Annotated in this window: 15 protein-coding genes; 13 read left to right on the forward strand and 2 right to left on the reverse strand. The window is 52.5% G+C overall.

The window, feature by feature from the left end:
• Window positions 1-10: 10 nt before the first annotated feature.
• The 5 genes from uvrB to ACUVOF_RS09795 all read left to right on the forward strand — a co-directional run bounded on the left by uvrB (window position 11) and on the right by ACUVOF_RS09795 (window position 7,097).
• On the forward strand, window positions 11-2,035 hold the full coding sequence (gene uvrB / locus ACUVOF_RS09775) for an excinuclease ABC subunit UvrB (RefSeq protein ID WP_447044173.1): 2,025 nt from the start codon (window positions 11-13) through the stop codon (window positions 2,033-2,035).
• A gap of 3 nt (window positions 2,036-2,038) precedes the next feature.
• Complete coding sequence (gene nei / locus ACUVOF_RS09780) at window positions 2,039-2,863, forward strand: endonuclease VIII (RefSeq protein ID WP_447044174.1); 825 nt, start codon at window positions 2,039-2,041, stop codon at window positions 2,861-2,863.
• Between the two features lie 220 nt (window positions 2,864-3,083).
• Window positions 3,084-4,589, forward strand: a complete 1,506-nt coding sequence (locus tag ACUVOF_RS09785) for a fumarate hydratase (RefSeq protein WP_447044175.1) — start codon at window positions 3,084-3,086, stop codon at window positions 4,587-4,589.
• Between the two features lie 109 nt (window positions 4,590-4,698).
• Entirely contained in the window at window positions 4,699-6,117 is a 1,419-nt protein-coding gene (gene cls / locus ACUVOF_RS09790; RefSeq protein WP_447044176.1) for a cardiolipin synthase, read from the forward strand.
• A 62-nt stretch (window positions 6,118-6,179) separates the two neighbouring features.
• Window positions 6,180-7,097, forward strand: coding sequence for a LysR substrate-binding domain-containing protein (locus ACUVOF_RS09795; RefSeq protein ID WP_113267893.1), 918 nt, complete (start codon window positions 6,180-6,182; stop codon window positions 7,095-7,097).
• Window positions 7,098-7,150: 53 nt separating this feature from the next.
• On the opposite strand, the gene ACUVOF_RS09800 is transcribed toward ACUVOF_RS09795, so the two are convergent.
• Window positions 7,151-8,245, reverse strand: coding sequence for a bifunctional nicotinamide-nucleotide adenylyltransferase/Nudix hydroxylase (locus ACUVOF_RS09800; RefSeq protein WP_447044177.1), 1,095 nt, complete (start codon window positions 8,243-8,245; stop codon window positions 7,151-7,153).
• 141 nt (window positions 8,246-8,386) lie between these two features.
• Between ACUVOF_RS09800 and ACUVOF_RS09805 the strand changes: the two genes are divergently transcribed.
• Window positions 8,387-9,286, forward strand: a complete 900-nt coding sequence (locus ACUVOF_RS09805) for a YihY/virulence factor BrkB family protein (protein ID WP_447044178.1) — start codon at window positions 8,387-8,389, stop codon at window positions 9,284-9,286.
• 23 nt (window positions 9,287-9,309) lie between these two features.
• On the forward strand, window positions 9,310-9,585 hold the full coding sequence (locus ACUVOF_RS09810; protein WP_447044179.1) for an acylphosphatase: 276 nt from the start codon (window positions 9,310-9,312) through the stop codon (window positions 9,583-9,585).
• Between the two features lie 48 nt (window positions 9,586-9,633).
• Here the strand turns inward: ACUVOF_RS09810 and ACUVOF_RS09815 are convergent, their stop codons facing one another.
• Complete coding sequence (locus ACUVOF_RS09815; protein WP_447044180.1) at window positions 9,634-10,572, reverse strand: D-2-hydroxyacid dehydrogenase; 939 nt, start codon at window positions 10,570-10,572, stop codon at window positions 9,634-9,636.
• Window positions 10,573-10,809: 237 nt separating this feature from the next.
• On the opposite strand from ACUVOF_RS09815, the gene ACUVOF_RS09820 reads away from it, so the two are divergent.
• The 6 genes from ACUVOF_RS09820 (at window position 10,810) to ybgC (ending at window position 15,872) form a co-directional block, all read left to right on the forward strand.
• Window positions 10,810-11,109 carry an FmdB family zinc ribbon protein gene (locus tag ACUVOF_RS09820; RefSeq protein WP_113267889.1) on the forward strand — a complete coding sequence of 100 codons (300 nt, stop codon included), beginning with the start codon at window positions 10,810-10,812 and terminating at the stop codon, window positions 11,107-11,109.
• Between the two features lie 65 nt (window positions 11,110-11,174).
• Complete coding sequence (gene aspS, locus ACUVOF_RS09825; RefSeq protein WP_447044181.1) at window positions 11,175-12,956, forward strand: aspartate--tRNA ligase; 1,782 nt, start codon at window positions 11,175-11,177, stop codon at window positions 12,954-12,956.
• 103 nt (window positions 12,957-13,059) lie between these two features.
• Window positions 13,060-13,623, forward strand: a complete 564-nt coding sequence (gene ruvC / locus ACUVOF_RS09830; protein ID WP_447044182.1) for a crossover junction endodeoxyribonuclease RuvC — start codon at window positions 13,060-13,062, stop codon at window positions 13,621-13,623.
• A 106-nt stretch (window positions 13,624-13,729) separates the two neighbouring features.
• Window positions 13,730-14,338, forward strand: coding sequence for a Holliday junction branch migration protein RuvA (ruvA, locus tag ACUVOF_RS09835; protein ID WP_447044183.1), 609 nt, complete (start codon window positions 13,730-13,732; stop codon window positions 14,336-14,338).
• Window positions 14,339-14,424: 86 nt separating this feature from the next.
• Window positions 14,425-15,462 (forward strand): Holliday junction branch migration DNA helicase RuvB, encoded by a 1,038-nt coding sequence (ruvB, locus tag ACUVOF_RS09840; protein ID WP_447044184.1) that lies wholly within the window; start codon window positions 14,425-14,427, stop codon window positions 15,460-15,462.
• Window positions 15,459-15,872 carry a tol-pal system-associated acyl-CoA thioesterase gene (ybgC, locus tag ACUVOF_RS09845; protein WP_447044185.1) on the forward strand — a complete coding sequence of 138 codons (414 nt, stop codon included), beginning with the start codon at window positions 15,459-15,461 and terminating at the stop codon, window positions 15,870-15,872. Before ruvB ends, ybgC begins: the two co-directional genes overlap by 4 nt.
• Window positions 15,873-15,883: the final 11 nt, after the last annotated feature.

A 15,883-nucleotide genomic window follows, 5' to 3' on the forward strand; every position in this document is an offset into this window, starting at 1 on the left:
TGGAGCACCGATGAGCAAAGCCTTTCGCTTACAGTCAAAATTTCAGCCTGCAGGCGATCAGCCTGCCGCCATTAAAGGACTGATTAGTGGGCTGGAATCAGGGCTTGCCCATCAAACGTTGTTGGGCGTAACCGGGTCGGGCAAAACCTTCACTATGGCTAATGTGGTTGAGCAGCAGCAACGCCCCACTATCGTCATGGCGCCGAACAAGACTCTTGCGGCCCAGCTGTACGGCGAATTCAAGGCATTCTTCCCGGATAACGCCGTAGAGTACTTCGTCTCCTATTACGACTACTACCAGCCGGAAGCCTATGTGCCTTCCTCGGATACCTTTATCGAGAAAGATGCCTCGATAAACGACCATATCGAGCAGATGCGGCTTTCGGCCACCAAGGCTCTGCTAGAACGCCGCGACGCGCTGATTGTGGTGTCAGTCTCGGCGATTTATGGTCTGGGTGATCCCGATCAATATCTTAAAATGCGTCTTCACTTCACCCGCGGAGAACTAATTGATCAGCGCGCCTTTCTACGACGTTTGGCCGAGCTACAGTATACCCGCAATGATATGGATTTCCGGCGCGGTACCTATCGAGTGCGCGGTGATGTGATCGACATTTTCCCCGCTGACTCCGACGAGGAAGCGGTACGCGTCGAGCTATTTGACAGCGAGATCGATACGATCCGCCTATTTGATCCGTTGACCGGTGCTGTTCGTGGGGAAGTCCCGCGTATGACCATCTACCCCAAATCGCATTACGTTACGCCGCGGGAAACCATCCTAGGGGCCATTGATGCGATCAAAGAGGAGCTAAAAGGTCGCCTTGAGTGGATGCGCAAGCACGAACGGCTGGTAGAAGCGCAGCGTCTGGAGCAGCGTACGCTTTATGATATTGAGATGATGCTGGAGCTGGGTTACTGCAACGGCATTGAAAACTACTCACGTTATCTCTCGGGGCGGGCGCCCGGCGAGCCGCCGCCCACGTTTTTCGACTATTTACCCGATGACGCACTGCTATTTATCGATGAGTCTCACGTTAGTGTGCCCCAGGTAGGCGGCATGTATAAAGGCGACCGGTCCCGAAAAGAGACGCTGGTCGAGTACGGTTTTCGGTTGCCCTCAGCACTGGATAACCGGCCAATGAAATTTGAAGAGTGGGAGGCGATTTCCCCGCAAACCATCTTTGTCTCCGCCACCCCAGGTCGTTATGAAGGCGAGCACGCTAGCCAAACCGTCGAACAGGTGGTGCGTCCTACTGGTCTACTGGATCCTGAAATTGAGGTGCGTCCGGCCAGTACTCAGGTCGATGATCTGCTTTCGGAGATTGGCCTACGCACCGCCGTGGGTGAGCGGGTGCTGGTGACCACGCTCACCAAGCGTATGGCGGAAGACTTGACCGAGTATTTTGACGAGCACGGCATACGGGTTCGCTACCTGCACTCGGATATCGATACCGTCGAGCGTGTCGAGATCATTCGTGATTTACGACTGGGCAAGTTTGATGTGCTGGTAGGCATTAACTTGCTGCGTGAAGGGTTGGATATTCCCGAAGTCTCGCTGGTGGCCATTTTGGATGCCGATAAGGAGGGCTTTCTCCGCGCGGAGCGCTCGTTAATACAGACCATTGGCCGCGCTGCTCGTAACGCGCATGGTAAGGCGATTCTGTACGGCGACCGGATTACCGACTCGATGCGTAAAGCCATCGATGAAACCGAACGTCGACGGGCCAAGCAGACCGCTCATAATGAAGAACATGGTATTACGCCAACAACGGTTACCCGCTCGGTGGCTGATATCCTTGAAGCTGCCCAGGCGCCGGGTAAGAAAAGCAGTCGCCGGCGCGGCAGTGAACGTAAAGTGGCGGAAAGTGGCGCCGAGTATGATGTGTCGACCATGAACAAACAGGACCTGTTGGGCGCGATCAGCAAGCTTGAAGACGCCATGTTTGAAGCAGCGCAAAACCTGGAATTTGAGGAAGCGGCCCGACTTCGCGATCAACTCCATCAAATGAAAGAAAAACAGCTGGCGCTGGGCTAACGGATGCCAGAAGGGCCAGAAATACGTCGCGCAGCAGACCGTATTCAGGAGCAGATAGGCGGGCGGGTAATTGCTGATGCTTGGTTCGCCTTTCCAGAGCTTGCGGAAAAGGCGTCATCCTTTATTGGCGTTCGAGTTTCAAGCGTTGATACTTGGGGTAAAGCGATGCTGATCCGGTTTACTGATCGGCGTGTGCTTTATTCTCATAACCAGCTCTATGGGGTTTGGAAGCTGCATCGCGAAGATGAACCGCCGGTAACTAAGCGCACGTTGCGTGTTCGATTAACAGCAGAAGGGCACTGCGCAAGCCTTTACAGTGCGTCTGACATTTCCCTTTGGCATGAAGAGCGTCTCACCGAGCATCCCTTTTTATCTCGGTTAGGGCCTGATTTATTGAGTCAGCGGGTAACGCCATCAGACGTACAGCAGCGCTTGAACCTCAAACAATTCCACAAACGTCGCTTAGGAGCGCTGCTGCTTGATCAAACGTTGGTGGCAGGGCTGGGCAATTATCTTCGCTCTGAAATTCTGTTTTTTACTCAGTTGTCCGCTAGCGCTCGCCCGATAGATCTCACTCCTAATCAGCAACAATTGCTGGCGCAATGCATTATTGAGACGACTCGGCAAGCGTACCACACCGCAGGCGTCACGAATCGTGAGGCTTGGATTGAGCAGGCTAAAGCCGTAGGCGAGCCACGCAGGCAATGGCGTTTTGCAGTGTTCGATCGCGTAGGGCTTGGGTGCCACCGCTGTAATTCGGTGATCGAGCGCAAAATGGTCGGATCACGAAGGCTCTATTATTGCCCTCACTGCCAAGCTAATGGTTAGCTTTCTGACGGGCAGTCGATCATGCTTTTTTAGATTTTATACCGTTATCTTGATTATTATAAAACAACCACTAAAACACTAAACTTATAAAATAGTTAGCCAGCGAGGAATGCTGCCGGCGGCAGGGCAATACGGTATACTTGGCCACACGCTAAGACGGCACTTGCGCTGATACGCAAAAATGTCGCTGACTAGACGATAACCTAGGAGCTGTTAGTCCATGACCGTGATTCGCCAGGACGACGTTATTCAAAGCGTTGCCGATGCTCTGCAGTACATCTCTTACTATCATCCTAAAGATTTTATTGACGCCATGGCGGCCGCCTACGAGCGTGAAGAGAACCCCGCTGCTAAAGACGCTATTGCGCAAATTCTGATTAATTCGCGTATGTGTGCCACAGGTCACCGCCCAATTTGCCAGGACACCGGTATTGTCACCGTGTTTGTTCACGTGGGTATGAACGTTACCTGGGAAGCGGACATGAGCCTGGACGACATGATCAACGAAGGTGTTCGTCGCGCTTATCTATTGCCTGACAATGTCCTTCGTGCCTCAGTACTGGCAGATCCTGACGGGAAACGGGCTAACACCAAAGACAATACCCCTGCGATTATCCACCACCAGATTGTGCCTGGCGACAGCGTGGATATTCACGTAGCCGCAAAAGGTGGGGGGAGTGAAGCCAAGTCTAAATTTGCCATGCTTAACCCTTCCGACAGTGTTGTCGATTGGGTAATGGAACAGCTGCCGAAGATGGGCGCAGGCTGGTGTCCGCCTGGGATGCTGGGTATTGGTATCGGTGGCACTGCTGAAAAAGCCATGATGATTGCCAAAGAAGCGCTGCTTGATCCTATCGATATCCAGGATTTACAGGCGCGGGGCCCCAGTAATCGCGCCGAAGAGATACGCTTGGAACTATTTGATAAGGTCAATAAGAGCGGTATTGGCGCGCAAGGGTTAGGTGGTTTAACCACCGTGCTGGATATTAAAGTTAAAGATTATCCTACCCATGCGGCCAACAAGCCGGTCGCAATTATTCCCAACTGTGCGGCGACGCGTCATGCCCACTTTACCCTTGATGGGTCAGGGCCTGCGTCATTAAAAACGCCGAAGCTTGAAGACTGGCCGGAAATCACTCGCGAAGCAGGTGATAACGTTAAACGTGTCAATCTCGACACCGTGACGCCTGCTGAAGTCAAAACCTGGCAGCCCGGTGATACGCTGCTATTGAACGGTAAGTTACTAACCGGTCGCGATGCTGCGCACAAGCGTATGGTCGATATGCTGGCTAAGGGTGAGCCGTTGCCAGTCGACATGAGAGGTCGGTTTATTTACTACGTCGGCCCGGTTGATCCTATCAGAGATGAAGTTGTTGGCCCTGCTGGCCCGACCACCGCCACGCGGATGGATAAGTTTACCCGCACAATGTTAGAAGAGACCGGCCTATTAGGCATGGTAGGCAAGGCAGAGCGTGGTCAAGCCGCCATTGATGCTATCCGTGACAATGAAGCAGTTTACTTAATGGCTGTAGGTGGGTCTGCCTATCTGGTCGCCCAAGCAATTAAGAAATCGCGAGTAGTGGGTTTTGAAGACCTGGGCATGGAGGCGATCTACGAGTTTGAAGTGGAAGATATGCCGGTGACCGTTGCCGTTGATAGTCAGGGGACTTCAGTCCATCAAACTGGACCGGCTAAATGGAAAGAGATTATTGCTCAGTCGGCATAGCGGGAATGGTAAGATTGATTAGGCTTTAAGCGCATTCGTTTTTAAGCGCATAAGGGCCTCGCTAACGGCGAGGCCCTGTTCTTTGTGAGGGCTTTATGAGGATGTAGCTATGACCTCCTGGTTGCTGGGGACCAGTATCTTATTGATACACCTGTTGGGTGTTGTTTCAGCCATTATGGCATTGATGTCTAGTCGCACCTCACAGGGGGCCGTGGCGTGGATTATATCCCTGCTTACGTTCCCCTATGCTGCGGTACCCGCTTACTGGTTCTTTGGGCGCCCGCGGTTTTATGGTTACGTATCTGCCCGAGGACAGCGTGACAACGTATTGCGCCGGGTGCTGGTTCGTTACCGTGCCAATGTAGAACCGCATGTTGCGCCCTCTGGTAATGCAGATATACAGGCGGTTGAGCAACTTGCCATGATGCCATTAACCCTTGGCAATCATGCGAAGCTGTTGATTGATGGCCCCGAGACGTTTGAAAGTCTCTTTGAGGGTATTGCTCGCGCTGAAGATTATGTTCTGCTGCAGTTTTTTATTGTTCGCAATGATGCGCTTGGACAACAACTAAAGGATCATTTACAGCACGCTGCCCAGCGCGGCGTCCGCGTCTATTTTCTCTACGATGAAGTGGGTAGTCGTAAATTACCCGATAGTTACCTTAATGATTTAACCCATGATGGTGTGGCCGTCAGCGCCTTTCGCTCCTCGCGGGGCCTAAAACATCGCTTTCAGCTTAACTTTCGCAACCATCGCAAAGTAACGGTAATTGATGGCAAAGAGGGCTGGATAGGCGGTTTTAATGTTGGCGTCGAATACTTGGGGGAGGACGCTCGACATGGACCCTGGCGAGATACTCACCTGAAGCTTGAAGGCCCCAGTGTGTTGGGGCTGCAGGAAGCGTTTTGGGAAGATTGGCACTGGGCTACCGATGAGGTGATTAGCCTGAATTGGATGGCAAAGGCTTCTTCCTCAAAAAACCATCATGTTGTTATTGTGCCCTCGGGGCCTGCTGATCGGCAGGACACCGCTAGCCTGTTAGTTCAACAGGTTATCCATAGTGCCAAACATCGGTTATGGGTAACCAGCCCTTATTTTGTCCCTGACCAGGGGGTTCAAGATGCTCTGCGCCTTGCGGCAATGCGTGGGGTAGATGTTCGAGTAATGATCCCTGAACGCCCGGATCATTTGCTGGTTTTTCTGTCAGCATTCTCATTTTTACCCGATATGTTAAGAGCTGGTGTGAAAATATACCGTTATCTCCCTGGGTTTCTACACCAAAAAGTAATCCTAGTAGACAACGAAGCAGCCACCGTTGGCACAGTAAACTTAGATAATCGCTCGTTTCGATTGAATTTTGAAATCACCGCGTTTATTCCTAGTCAAGATTTTGCAGCCAGCGTGCAGGTTATGCTGGAAAATGATTTTGCACAGTGCCGTCGTTTGAATATTGATGAAATTAACCAGCGTCCAATGTGGAAGAAAGTGATCTCACGGGCTGCCTATTTACTGGCTCCAGTTCAATAGTAAAGAAAGCGTAATAAGGGAACCAATATGCGTGCACGATGGGTAAAACAAGGAGCCTTGGGGTGAATCTTGAAACAAAATGGCTAGAAGACTTCGTCGCGCTCGCCAATACGCGTAGCTTTTCTGCCTCAGCACGCCAGCGACATGTCACGCAGCCGGCGTTTAGTCGACGTATCCGGGCATTAGAGCAAGCTGTTGATGTTACCTTGGTAGACCGTTCAACCACCCCCATTGGGTTAACGCCGGAAGGGCAGTTATTTTTGGTGACTGCGCGCAATTTGGTCGAACAATTAAATGAATCGCTTAGCCATTTACGAGGTCTTTCTATTGCCAATGAGGCGTTGGACATCGTCGCAGCTCACTCTCTGGCGTTGAGTTTTTACCCGCCATGGATTTCGCGCCTGCAGCAAGGTTTGGGGGAACTGCCAACTCGCTTAGTTGCCATGAACGTGGGCGAAGCGATACATGTGCTCCGCGAGGGCAACTGCGATCTTATGCTCGCCTATTACGACCCGTTTGCCACTATGCAACTGGATGCCGAGGTGTTCCCCTCTTTTTCCATTGGTAAGGTCAATATGCTGCCCGTCTCGTTGCCAGATGCGCAGGGAAAAGCAAAGTTTTCACTCCAGCATGACACTTCCATACCGTATCTTTCCTATACGCAGGGGGCTTTCTTAGGGCGCAGTGTGCGTATGCTGCTGAAGAATGATCCGTTGCGTATGAAATTGCGTACCGTGTATGAAACGGCCATGGCCGAAGGTTTAAAGGGCATGGTACTACAAGGCGTTGGTGTGGCGTGGATACCTGATTTCTGCATTCGTGAAGAGTTGAAGAGTGGTCGACTGGTGAGAGCGGGTGACCAGAGTTGGGATATACCCTTGGAAATTCGCTTATACCGTTGCGCGATGGTGCATAAACCCGGAGTAGAGCGTTTGTGGCGGCAAATGATGAAGCTGCCACGTGACTTTCTTCAAGCCTAATATTCACAGGTCTATCGGTCACAAAGATAAATATTGTCGACCGCTTACTCCGTTTAGCTACTGCCAAAATCGGCTGGCAAACCCAAAAAGTTTTGGATAATAAAAAAATGGTCTTCAAACAGACTGTCAGGCTCTAGATCAGCTAACGCCACCCAGCGTGCATGGTCGCCGCCTTTGATAGGCTTTAAACGGGGTAATTGTTGATCAGGGCGTAGTGCAAAATAGAAGGCTTCCGCCAATGTGCGACCGCGCCAACTGCGGTGAGGCTCATCGAATAAGCGCTGACCACGCAGAGAGCCTTTGAGCACAGGCTCGGGAACCTTTAAGCGTATGCGTTCACGAAGTTCACGCAAACAGGCATCGAGTAACCGCTCGTGGGGGTTAATGAATCCTCCCGGCAAGGCATAAAGCCCTTCACCCGGTGCCGCTGTGCGCCGCACTAGCAAGACGTGCCCCGACTGAACCACTACCGCATTAACCGTTACAAAAATAGGTGGGTAGGGGGCTTGAGCCCACGCTTGGCGGTATTGTTCCAATAGCTGTTGTTCTTCGAGCAGTCGCTGGTAGGCGCTTGCGTGGCAGAATTTTTTAACCCTCTCGACAACGCCGGGCGGTAAATCGTGGTAGGCGCCAGTGCTCAGGTAGTCATTTGTTGAACTGGGAGAGCGAAATAGGCGCTCTCGAATTTGGCTCGCTGAAATCCCTTCCACCGGCGGCACACTGACCGACTCCCACTGAGGAAACAGCGAAAGATAGTAGCTTGACTGACCTCGGCTGGCACCAATCAAACCAATGCGGGGCAGGCGTGCATTGGCCGGGGCGGCCAAATCGCGTACTTTGCGCTGAACGTCGCGTACCCAAACATCATCATTGTAGAGAGCGTCCAATAACGGGGTAATTTCTAAGCGCTGATTATCCACGTCGCCAAACCCTGCACGGAGCATTGCCTGACGCTCATCAAATTGCCATGGATTTCGCAACGAACGCGCTTGCCAAGATGAACCTACCAAGACAATCACTTGCCGAGCGCGCTTCAATGCCTCACGAATAATCGCCAAGTGACCTAAGTGAGGAGGCTGAAAGCGCCCAATAAACACCAAACAGTCGAAATCGCAGGCAGCAGCGGAGCGCGAAACGTCGATGGCCATCCAAGCTTCCTTTTGTTTGGTCGTGTTAATGATGCAACGTACCAGAAAACTGCGCTCAACGCTGTGGTTCGGTATGCTAGAAAAATAGAAGATTGATAACGTTTATAAAAGGCCTCCATACCTACGGCACAGGAAGTGAATATGATTAAACGCACAGCTATCTTTTGGTGGAATGTCGTGCAAGACGCCACGTCACTATGGTTGGAGCGAAATGCCTTTAGTTATGCAGGCTCACTTGCGTTTTATACGCTTTTCTCACTGGCTCCTACGATTATTATTGCGGTCACGGTGATCGGTGTTGTTATGGGTGAAGAAGCAGCTCAAGGACAAATCGTCGCTCAACTGCAGGGCACCTTAGGCATGGATGCAGCTATCGCCATTCAAGAAGCCGTTGCTCAGTCGAGAATCGAGGAGTCAGGCCTATTGCCTACGCTGTTAGGTGTGGGAGCGCTAGTAATCGGTGCGACGACTGTCTTCGCTCAAATGCAGTTTTCACTTAATACCATTTGGGGCGTAACGGCAAAGCCAACCTCTAACAGCGTATTACGCTTTATTAAAAGTCGGCTATTGTCGCTAACGGTAGTGCTCTCCATTGGGTTTATATTGTTGGTCTCATTAGTGATGGGGGTAGTGCTGCGGGGAATGCTGCAAGCTGCCGATAACCTAGTGCCTTATGCCAGTTTGTTAACGACGTCGGTTGAGTCGCTGATCTCGCTGGGTGTCGTCACCTTACTGTTTGCGACCATTTTTAAGGTGCTTCCCGACGTCATGCTTCGCTGGCAAGATGTGTTGATTGGTGCCGTTGTGACTGCCGTGCTGTTTACCATTGGCCGCAGTGTGATTGCGATTTATCTGGCTTATACGGCTACGGCGTCTACCTATGGTGCTGCTGGGTCAGTCGTGATGATCTTGCTGTGGGTTTACTACAGCTCATTGATCCTGCTGTTTGGTGCAGCGTTTACGCGATCGTTGCTGTTGCGCCGTGGTCGCCCGTTGATACCGCGCAACAGTGCAGTGATAGTAAAGCGCGAGTTTGTTTAACATTCTGGTGCGAGGAGAAAGATATGACCGATTGCTGTGTGCGTGCCCTGGTTACCGGTAAAGTACAGGGTGTTTGTTATCGCCGCGCTACCCATGAAAAGGCACTTCAGCAGGGTGTTACCGGCTACGCTAAGAACCTTCCAGATGGGCGCGTTGAGGTCTTAATGTGCGGGCATCCTGAGGCCGTCAAACTACTAAGCGAATGGCTATGGCAAGGCTCAGAAGGGGCGCAGGTAACCCACGTCGAACTTGATGTACTGGATAACTGCCGTCCTCCCAGCCATTTCGCTACTCACTAGGGCCTGGTCAAGCCCTAGTGGTAGCATGAGATAGGGTAAATCTCCTACTTAAACGCTTTTCCATTCGCGGATATTAGTAGCCGTTAGGCTGACAATATTCTGACGCGCTTCGGGGGTAATCCAGGCGTTGTGAGGCGTGACAATTAGATTGAGCGGCTCACTGAGCGCTTCTAATAGCGGGTGGCCTTCTTTAGGCGGTTCTGAGGGTAATACATCAACACCCAAGCCGCCCAATTGGCCGCTGCGCAGCGCTTCAAGCGCAGCGACCTCGTCGATAACCCCGCCGCGAGCGCAGTTAACCAACAGTAAGGACGGCTTGGCCCTGGCCAAGCGCTCTCGATTAATCAAATGTTTGGTGGCATCACTGAGGGGGCAGTGCAAACTAATCACGTCAGCGTCGGCTAGCAGGTCGTCCAGTGCGGGGCGCTGATCGTTGGCTTCATTGCCCGGCCTGGCCGCAAACGTCACGCACATGCCGAAAGCTTCCGCCAACCGCGCCACTTCAGTGCCCAGTTCGCCTTGCCCCACCATGACCAAATGTTTGTCGGACAGTTGCAGCGTTGGGTAATCCTGTAAACAAAAAAAGTCGCTGCGCTGCCATTCGCCAGCCGCGACATCGCGTTGATAGCGGGGGAGGCGGTTGGCTAAGGCGAGTATCAGCATCAATGTATGCTGTGACACGCTGGCGGTACCGTAGGCCGCCACGTTTTTGACCTTGATATTTTGTGCTTTAGCCGTTTCGAGATCGATATTGTTGAGCCCCGTGGCGAGCACGCATATCAGTTTGAGATTAGGCAGTTGCTGCAACGTTTCAGCGTCTAGCACTACCTTGTTAACAATCGCAATGTCTGCCTTTGTTAAGCGCTCAAGCGCCTGCTGGGTGGTACTTTGTTCAAACACCTCTAGGTGTGTGACCGACGCCCTAATAGCGCTTAAATCTATCCCAGGGCCTAAGCTTTGGGCGTCCAGTATGACGGCATGCGACATTTTATTCTCTCCATTAACTGCCGAAGGCTGCATAACCTTGCTCGGCAGGGGTCACAAAAGGGTATAATGGCGGCGCTTTATCAACCGCAGCCTTGGAATTTATTCCGACTGGCCACATATTGGTTGCCTGGCAGCGTTTGTGTTCGCCATTGTTCTTTTCTTTCAGCACTTGGTTTTCCAGGATTGTGTCTGTCAGTACTGAATCTGTCAGGGTTGAGCTTTTTAGGAGCCAATAACATGCCCATCTATGAATATGAGTGCAAGGCCTGTGGCCATCGCCTAGAAAAATTGCAAAAAATTAGCGCCGATCCGTTGAAGGATTGTCCCGCCTGCCAGAGCGAAGGGTTGGAAAGGTTAGTCTCGGCGGCGGGTTTTCGCCTGGCTGGCGGCGGTTGGTACGAAACCGATTTCAAAACGGGTAGCAAAAAGAACTTGGTCGCTGACGGTAAGACTGCCTCTGCAGATACTGCTAAATCAAGTGATTCCAGTGCTACTCCCAAGAGCGTTACTCCCAGTGACAAAGGCGCCGCAGCATAACTGCGGCAGTCAGGGTCGGGACGCCCGCGACATTTTAATTGCCACGTAACAGAACAGGATTTGACATGCGCAGCCATTATTGCGGCCAGCTTAACGAAACTTTGGTGGATCAAACAGTGACGGTATGCGGGTGGGTTCACCGTCGCCGTGATCACGGTGGGGTTATTTTCCTCGACATGCGCGATCGCGACGGCATCGCTCAATTCGTGGTCGACCCTGATACCGCCGAGGCGTTCGCTAATGCCGACCGTGCCCGCAGTGAGTATGTCCTGCGTATCACTGGTCGCGTACGGCTGCGTCCTGAAGGTACACAAAATCCCAACATGCCTACGGGTATGATTGAAGTGTTGGCGAAAGAGGTGGAAGTCCTCAATACGGCGATTACACCGCCTTTCCAACTGGATGAACATGGCAAAGTAGGTGAAGAGGTGCGCTTAAAGCACCGTTACATCGACCTTCGTCGTCCCGATATGATCGAGAAGCTGCGCTTGCGTTCGAGCATTTCTCACAACGTGCGTGCTTACCTGGAAAGCCAGGGCTTTCTCGATATCGAAACACCGGTACTCACGCGCGCCACCCCAGAAGGCGCCCGTGATTACCTAGTACCTAGCCGTACTCACGCGGGCAGTTTCTTTGCTCTCCCCCAGTCGCCGCAGCTGTTTAAGCAGCTGTTGATGGTGGCCGGTTTTGACCGCTATTACCAAATTGCCAAGTGTTTCCGCGATGAAGACCTGCGCGCCGATCGCCAACCTGAGTTCACTCAGATTGATATCGAAGCGTCTTTCGTGGAAGAGAGCGACATCATGGGTATTACGGAATCCATGATTCGTCAGCTGTTCCAAGATGTGCTTAACGCCGAATTGCCTGAATTCCCACGCATGACTTGGCAGGAAGCGATGGACCGTTTCGGCTCTGATAAGCCGGATCTGCGCATTCCGCTCGAATTGACCGATGTCGACGACCTGATGCAGCAAGTCGATTTCAAAGTCTTCTCTGGCCCGGCCAGTGCTGATGATGGTCGTGTCGCGGCATTGAAAGTACCCGGTGGCGCCAAGCTGTCGCGTAAAGAGATCGACGAATACACCAAGTTTGTCGGCATTTATGGTGCCAAGGGCTTGGCGTGGATCAAGGTCAACGAGCGTGCTAAAGGGCTTGAGGGCCTGCAGTCGCCGATCGTGAAGTTCATGGAAAATATCGTTGAAGAGTTGCTCGATCGGGTGGGCGCTAAAGACGGCGACATTATCTTCTTCGGTGCGGATAAAACCCGTATCGTCAATGAAGCCATTGGTGCGCTACGTGTCAAGTTAGGCGCAGATCTGGAGCTTTACACCCAGGAATGGGCGCCACTATGGGTCGTCGATTTCCCGATGTTTGAAGCTGACGACAACGGCCGCCTTAGCCCGCTTCACCACCCGTTCACTGCGCCTTCTTGCACACCGGAAGAGCTGAAAGCGGATCCTGCGAACGCACTATCACGTGCTTACGATATGGTACTCAACGGTACCGAATTGGGCGGCGGCTCCATTCGTATCCACGATCAGACCATGCAGAGCACCGTGTTTGAGATATTGGGTATTGGCGAAGAGGAAGCCCAAGAAAAATTCGGCTTCTTGCTGGATGCGCTTCAGTACGGCGCTCCTCCCCATGGCGGTTTAGCCTTCGGTTTGGATCGCCTGGTAATGTTGATGGTCGGTGCTAAGACCATTCGTGAAGTCATCGCCTTCCCGAAAACCCAAAGTGCCGCCTGCTTAATGACCAATGCACCGGGCGAAGTAAGTCCCGAGCAGTTGAAGGATTTGAATATCCGTCTACGCCAGAAAGCCAAGCCGGAAACAGCAGCCGAATAAGACGCTTGATCGTTTAGCCAACACCGACGCCACGGCGTCGGTGTTTTTGTATGTTACTCCGGTCTAAGCCTATAAGACTAAAGCCTACAAGAGCCCCAACGAGATGGATGAAAAAAAGCCTGCCGCACCCATTCGTATTTTGGGCATTGACCCAGGGTCCCGGATAACGGGCTATGGCGTCATTGATATGGTTGGTGTTAAACCCTGCTATGTGGCAAGTGGCTGTATTCGTACGGCTGAAGGAGCGTTAGAACAGCGATTGGCACAAATCTATGCAGGACTTAGCGAAGTTGTCGGTTTGCATCGTCCTTCTCAGGTGGCTATCGAGCGGGTATTTATGGCCAAGAACCCCGACTCTGCGCTGAAACTGGGGCAAGCACGTGGGGCGGCGCTGGTGTGCATGGCCAACCATGGTTTAACCCTTGCCGAGTACGCCGCGCGGCAAATCAAACAAGCGGTGACTGGTCAAGGTGGGGCTGATAAAGAACAGGTTCAGCATATGGTGACGGCTATTCTGCTGCTTTCTGCCGCCCCTCAAGCCGATGCCGCTGATGCATTAGCCATTGCGCTAACTCATGCTTATAGCGGCCACGCCTATAGCGGCAATGGGCTGCCTGATACGCCATCCCGTGCACGGCGACGTTCCACCGGACGCTGGCGTCTTTAATTCCCTCTGTTCCGGCCGCTACACAACTGGTCACATGTACAGAGTAGCTTTATAGTAAACATCTGTTTTTCACCCTATTGTTTTTCACCTCAGCATGAGCGTATTTATGATTGGACGGCTAAGTGGCCAGATAATGGCAAAGCAACCTCCCTGGATTGTGATCGACGTCCATGGTGTTGGTTATGAGCTGGAAACCTCGATGAATACGCTGGTGGCATTACCCAATGTCGGCGAACAAGTTTCGTTATTCACACACCTCACCATTCGTGACGATGCGCACCTACTGTATGGATTTGGTAGAGAGCATGAGCGTGCTCTTTTTCGTGCGTTGATAAAAGTAAACGGCGTGGGACCTAAGCTTGCACTTGCGATACTGTCCGGCATGGATGAAGACGCCTTTATGCGCTGCGTGCGTGACGACGACAGTAAAGCACTCACTAAACTGCCCGGGGTGGGTAAGAAAACCGCCGAGCGGCTGATTATTGAAATGCGTGATCGTTTTCCAGAGTGGGAAGATGGTAGCAACGCGCTATTGCCCCTTGAGGCCGCCAATGGCCGCGTACCTGCCCGCGATAGCCTTGCCGATGCGGAAGCCGCGCTAGTTAGTTTGGGGTATAAACTGACTGAGGCGTCGAAAATGCTTGCCGATATCGATCCCAATCAGTCTACCGAAGCGCTGATAAAAGCTGCGCTCACCCAACGTATGAGTGGCTAAGCAGGCACCAGTGTGAGTACGAAATTGCGGATAGTGGATAGACTTTTGTGAATAGACCTTTTGAATCGCCATAAAGAAGAGCACCTATGTTAGAACACGATCGGCTGATCGCCGCTGAGCCTGAACAAGGAGAGGGGCGCTTTGATTACGCGATTCGCCCTAAGCGGCTGGACGACTATATTGGCCAGCCGCGTGTCCGCGAACAGTTGGAAATCTTTATTGGCGCCGCACGACTGCGCGATGAGAGCCTGGATCACACTCTGGTATTCGGCCCTCCTGGGCTGGGTAAAACGACCCTTGCACATATCATTGCCACCGAGATGGGGGTAGGGATGAAATCTACCTCTGGTCCGGTGCTTGAGCGCGCGGGCGACTTAGCCGCCATGCTGACCAATCTCGAACCGGGAGATGTACTTTTTATCGACGAGATTCATCGCCTGTCACCGGTGGTCGAGGAAGTGCTTTACCCTGCCATGGAAGATTTCCAGCTCGATATTATGATTGGCGAAGGGCCCGCGGCACGTTCTATTAAACTGGACTTGCCCCGCTTTACGCTGGTGGGGGCAACCACCCGGGCCGGATTATTGACCTCGCCATTGCGAGACCGGTTTGGGATCGTTCAGCGGCTCGAGTTCTATAACCTTGAAGAGCTGACCGAAATTGTTTCGCGCTCGGCGCGATTGTTGGGTGTAGAAACCAGCCAAGAAGGGGCGATTGAAGTCGCCCGACGTTCACGCGGTACGCCACGAATCGCTAACCGGCTGCTACGGCGCGTACGTGACTATGCGGAGATGAAAGGTAACGGCGTTGTGGATGTCGCCATGGCCGACGCCGCACTCAATATGCTCAACGTTGATCATCACGGATTGGATCACATGGATCGGCGATTGCTGCTGGCCATGATCGATAAATTCGATGGTGGGCCGGTGGGGATTGATTCGCTATCAGCTGCCATCAGTGAAGAGCGCGATACGATCGAGGATGTCATTGAGCCCTATCTGATTCAGCAGGGCTTGATAATGCGCACGCCACGCGGGCGCGTCGTCACTCGCCAGGCGTGGTTGCACTTTGAACGTGTACCCCACGAACAGGCAACCGACATGGAAGGAGAGCGCCGTCCTTGAGTGATTCGATTAATAATGGTTATCGTCTGCCGCTGCGCGTTTATATGGAAGATACTGACGCAGGTGGTATTGTTTACTACGTTAACTATTTGAAGTTTATGGAGCGCGCGCGGAGCGAATGGCTACGCCAGCTGGGCTTTGACCAACAAACGCTGCTAGACGAAGGCACGCAGCTAGTGGTATACCGCTTGGCCTGTCATTACGCGAAACCGGCCTGTCTGGATGATGCGTTGGAAATTAGTGCGCATATCACAGACGTGGGGCGCTGCCGGATGACATTTGAACAGCAAGTTCGGCGTGATGAGGAACTCCTCTGCTCCGCTACAGTCGAGATAGCCTGCTTGAGCGCCGAGCGCATGCGGCCTAAAGCATGGCCAGCATCGCTTAATAGTTTGACACGGGCCTCTTAGCCAAGAGGTCA

Source organism: Vreelandella sp. H-I2, assembly GCF_052959335.1.